This is a genomic window from Catenovulum agarivorans DS-2, from assembly GCF_000568405.1.
Taxonomy (GTDB): Bacteria; Pseudomonadota; Gammaproteobacteria; order Enterobacterales; family Alteromonadaceae; genus Catenovulum; species Catenovulum agarivorans_A.
Map to the genome: position 1 here is coordinate 1 of NZ_ARZY01000072.1, position 3,786 is coordinate 3,786.

The 3,786-nt window shown below is 40.4% G+C and carries 2 protein-coding genes; both read left to right on the forward strand.

Annotated features, from left to right (window positions below; genetic code table 11):
- The first annotated feature begins 171 nt into the window (after positions 1–171).
- Entirely contained in the window at positions 172–2,751 is a 2,580-nt protein-coding gene (clpB, locus tag DS2_RS19110) for an ATP-dependent chaperone ClpB (protein ID WP_035016685.1), read from the forward strand.
- A 43-nt stretch (positions 2,752–2,794) separates the two neighbouring features.
- Positions 2,795–3,628, forward strand: a complete 834-nt coding sequence (pssA, locus tag DS2_RS19115) for a CDP-diacylglycerol--serine O-phosphatidyltransferase (RefSeq protein ID WP_035016687.1) — start codon at positions 2,795–2,797, stop codon at positions 3,626–3,628.
- The last annotated feature ends 158 nt before the right edge of the window (positions 3,629–3,786 follow it).

Here is a 3,786-nt window from a genome sequence, read left to right on the forward strand (position 1 = left end):
GGCCGCCAAGCCAGTTTAATCTGGCTTGAGTAACCCCAGAAACGGTGTAAATTAGCTTTGTTATTGCTAATTTAGCTCAATTTTATCTACGCCTCACTCTTGAATTAGTTTTTACTGATACCCATTTTCTAGTTATACAAAATATCAGCCAAACAGGTAAATGGGGTTGTTATGCGACTAGATAAATTGACCAGCCAATTTCAAATTGCAATTTCTGATGCTCAGTCTTTAGCGCTTGGGCGCGATCATCAATTTATTGAACCTATTCATTTGATGTATTCGCTGCTAAATCAAGATAGTGGTTCAGTTCGTAGTATCTTAAATTTAGCAGGGGTTAATGTCACAGGTTTGAGATCTCAACTTGCTGAAGCTTTAGACCGAATAGCCAAAGTAGAGGGGGCTGGCGCTGAAGTACAGCTATCTCGTTCGTTAATCAATATTCTTAATTTATCTGACAAGCTTGCACAAAAACGCAAAGACAAGTTTATTTCATCGGAAATCTTTATACTTGCTGCGATGGAAGATAGTGGTGAGTTAGGAAGTATTCTTAAAAAGTTGGGAGCGACCAAAGAAACCGTTGAAAAAGCGATTGAGCAAATTCGTGGTGGTCAGAATGTTGATGATCCAAATGCAGAAGAAAAACGCCAAGCATTGGAAAAGTTCACACTAGATTTAACTGCTAAAGCAGAGCAAGGTAAATTAGATCCGGTTATTGGTCGAGACGAGGAAATTCGCCGCACCATTCAAGTATTGCAACGTCGTACCAAGAATAACCCAGTACTAATTGGTGAACCTGGTGTAGGTAAAACTGCGATTGCCGAAGGGTTAGCGCAGCGTATTATTAATGGCGAAGTGCCTGAGGGCTTAAAAGACAAACGTGTATTATCGTTAGATATGGGCTCGCTTGTAGCTGGCGCTAAATACCGTGGTGAATTTGAAGAGCGTTTAAAAGCGGTATTGAATGAGCTTGCCAAAGAAGAAGGCAGAGTCATTCTATTTATTGATGAATTACACACTATGGTTGGTGCAGGTAAAGGTGAAGGTGCTATGGATGCTGGCAATATGCTTAAACCAGCACTTGCTCGTGGCGAACTTCACTGTGTTGGCGCAACGACGTTAGATGAATATCGCCAATTTATTGAAAAAGATGCGGCACTTGAGCGTCGTTTCCAAAAAGTATTAGTTGAACAACCAACAGTTGATGACACGATTGCAATTTTGCGTGGCTTAAAAGAACGCTACGAGTTGCATCATTCAGTTGAAATAACCGATCCTGCCATTGTGGCGGCAGCCTCACTATCTCATAGATATATTGCAGATCGCCAATTGCCAGATAAAGCCATCGACTTAATCGACGAAGCGGCTTCTAGCATTCGGATGCAAATAGACTCTAAACCCGAGGAATTGGATAGATTAGAACGTCGCACTATTCAGCTGAAGTTAGAAAAACAGGCCTTGTCAAAAGAACGCGATGATGCCAGTAAAAAACGTTTGCAGGCGCTTGAGTCTGAAATCCATGAAAATGAACGCAAGTTTTCAGATCTTGAAGAAATTTGGAATGCAGAAAAAGCTGCTTTACAAGGTGCACAAAATATCAAAACTGAGCTGGAACAAGCAAGGTTAGATTTAGATATTGCTAGACGTGCTGGCGATCTTAACCGAATGTCAGAATTACAATATGGCAAAATACCAGCATTGGAGCGCCAGCTTGACTTAGCCGTACAAGCAGAAATGCAAGATATGAGTTTATTAAAGCACCGGGTAACAGATGCTGAAATTGCTGAAGTGTTGTCTCGTTGGACTGGCATTCCAGTTGCTAAAATGCTTGAAGGCGAGCGAGATAAATTATTACGAATGGAAGATGAATTACACAAACGGGTTGTTGGGCAAAATGAAGCCGTTGCTTCAGTTGCAAACGCAATTCGACGTTCTCGCGCTGGTTTAGCCGATCCAAACCGTCCAATCGGTTCGTTTTTATTCTTAGGCCCAACGGGTGTGGGTAAAACTGAATTGTGTAAAGCTTTAGCGAACTTCTTGTTTGATACCGAAGCGTCTATGGTGCGTATTGATATGTCGGAGTTTATGGAAAAACATGCCGTATCACGTTTATTAGGTGCACCCCCTGGATATGTAGGTTACGAGGAGGGTGGTTATTTAACTGAGGCGGTACGACGCAAACCTTATTCGGTTATTTTATTGGATGAAGTTGAAAAAGCGCACCCTGATGTGTTCAATATACTATTGCAGTTGTTGGATGATGGCCGTTTAACTGATGGACAGGGTCGCACTGTAGATTTTAAAAACACCGTTGTAATCATGACATCTAATTTGGGTTCAGACGTTATTCAAGAACAATTTAAAAACGCTGCCTTCGACGATATGCGCAGTGCTGTGATGGAAATTGTTGGCAACCACTTTAGACCAGAGTTTATTAATCGAATTGATGAAACTGTCGTATTCCACCCATTACAAGCTGAACACATCAAGAATATTGCAAAAATCCAATTGTCCAGTCTAAAGGCTAGGTTAGAACAAAAAGGTTATGGCTTTAAAATTAGTGAACGGGCGTTAAGCAAACTCGCGGCAGTTGGCTTCGACCCGGTATTTGGCGCAAGACCGTTAAAACGCGCAATTCAACAACAAATCGAGAATCCGTTAGCACAAGATTTACTCTCTGGTAAATTGCCAATGGAAAAAACCATTGTTGTTGACGAAAAAGATGATAAATTAGTATTCATTTCAAAATCATAAAACAATAGCCTGCTTGCGAGCAGGCTTATTCTTTAGAGTATATATGTCTGACAATAGCGAAACTGTGAAAAGCCACAGAAAAGGAATTTACCTTCTACCTAACTTACTAACAACCGCCGGCCTTTTTTCAGGCTTCTATGCTGTAATAGCATCTATGAATAGTCAATTTGAAAGCGCGGCTGTAGCCATTTTTATTGCAATGATCTTTGATGCGTTGGACGGTCGTGTCGCTCGCATGACCCATACCCAAAGTGCATTTGGTGCTGAATATGACAGTATGGCTGACATGGTGTCTTTTGGTATTGCTCCTGCGTTGGTTGCGTATAATTGGGCCTTACATGATTTGGGCAAAATAGGCTGGTTAGCCGCCTTTATATTTACTGCGGGTGCGGCGTTGCGATTGGCAAGATTTAATACAACTGTAGACACAGCTGATAAACGATATTTTAAGGGATTAGCTAGCCCTGCAGCTGCAGCTATCGTTGCAGGTATGGTTTGGTTGGGAGCTGAATATGAACTTAACCCAGAATCATTTGGATTTTTAGCAACAGTTATAACAATTTTAACTGGCTTGCTGATGGTGAGTAATTTTAGATATTCTTCATTTAAAGAAGTAAACTGGAAATCTAGTGTTCCTTTTATTGGGATTTTGCTTGTTGTTCTAGTTTTTGTAGTTGTGGCAACTGAGCCTGCACTTGTATTATTTACTTTATTTTCTTTGTATGCTCTATCTGGACCTATTATCACTTATAGAAGTGTAAAAGAACTTAAAGCAAGAGATGTAGTTGAAAAAGATCCAGAAGAAGCCGGATCTTTGCCACAAACCGAAACTTCTGAACAAAAAGACAACGAGCAAATACGTAAGTCTGATAAATAAATTTTTATCTGATAGCATCAAACAACAAAAAGCGGCTCAATTGCCGCTTTTTTGCTCTTTAAGTTAGCTGAAAGTAGCGTTTTGTTTGAAAAATGACCGAACGAAACTAAAAACGACAAAAACATGAAAAAACGTGTTGACGCCTAATTAAATCTCCC

What these genes read in the sequence shown, in the direction of transcription:
- clpB (WP_035016685.1), top strand. Translation starts at nt 172, where the DNA reads ATGCGACTAGATAAATTGACCAGCCAATTTCAAATTGCAATTTCTGAT.
- pssA (WP_035016687.1), top strand. Translation starts at nt 2,795, where the DNA reads ATGTCTGACAATAGCGAAACTGTGAAAAGCCACAGAAAAGGAATTTAC.